Raw genomic sequence first — 903 nt, 5'->3', positions numbered from 1 at the left:
AAGGATGATCCCGCCCTCAAGGCATTCCAGCGTTTGAGTCCGCTTGTTGGACGGCGAGAGCATGCCGAGTTCGCCGACGATGGCGCCCTTCGGCAGTTCGATCCCCGACTCCACAAGCCGGAAACGTCCGCTGACGATGTAGAACATCTCCTCGGCCTTCTCGTACTTGTAGAAAAGTATCTCGCCGGCCTTGCATTTGCGCTCGGTCATGAACGGCTTCAGCCACGCCATGGACAGATCGCTGTTGACCGACTTCTTTACTTCGCGGACCAGCAGCAGCATTTCCCGCAGCCGGTAGACGTTAAGCGGCAGCAGGATCATGTGCAGCACCATCACCGGATAGTGATGATGAACCACTGAAAATCCGATGAGCAGAACGTTGGTGAGAATGCCGAAGATGCGAAGCGGGATCATCGTCCGCATGGTGTATCCGGCCACCACAAACGCGGACGCGATAAAGCCGCCGGCGCCGGAAACGAGTCCTGACATGTCCATCGGAATCAACCTGATGCTAAAGGAAATCTGGTATCAATTATGCCGCGCCGCGCCTTATGCGACAACGGTTCCGGCGTGGTGGTTCGCAAGTCCGCATGGTATCCGGCGCGCCCCGACAGCGGACCTGCGAACCAAAACCACACCAAAATCATATATTCTTCCGGTGTCCCTTAAAATTCGACGTTCGTAACGAACGTGCTGTAAAACGAAGCGAACGCCGGATTTGGGACACGGATCGGCCGATGTGTTAATCGGACCCAAGTCTTGTGCCAAAATCCGTGCTGAGCGCGCTGCCAAAACATGCGCTCCGCTCAAATCTCAATTGACAGCCCTTCCCTTGCTACCACGGTCCCCGGCCGCGCCTTCGCGGCGGCAGCGGCAATACGGTCCATCTCGTCATCGTCGTGT

At 56.9% G+C, this 903-nt stretch carries 1 protein-coding gene; it reads right to left on the bottom strand.

The genetic code is table 11. From position 1 onward, the window contains the following. The coding region (locus tag GJ693_RS16285; RefSeq protein ID WP_197042310.1) for a cyclic nucleotide-binding domain-containing protein at positions 1–489 on the bottom strand (489 nt) is incomplete at its 3' end. Between the last annotated feature and the right edge of the window lie 414 nt (positions 490–903).

It is taken from the genome of Sandarakinorhabdus oryzae (genome assembly GCF_009733735.1).
GTDB lineage: Bacteria > Pseudomonadota > Alphaproteobacteria > Sphingomonadales > Sphingomonadaceae > Sandarakinorhabdus > Sandarakinorhabdus oryzae.
The sequence above is the reverse complement of the archived record's forward strand: the minus strand, read 5'-3'. Positions and strand labels throughout refer to the sequence as shown.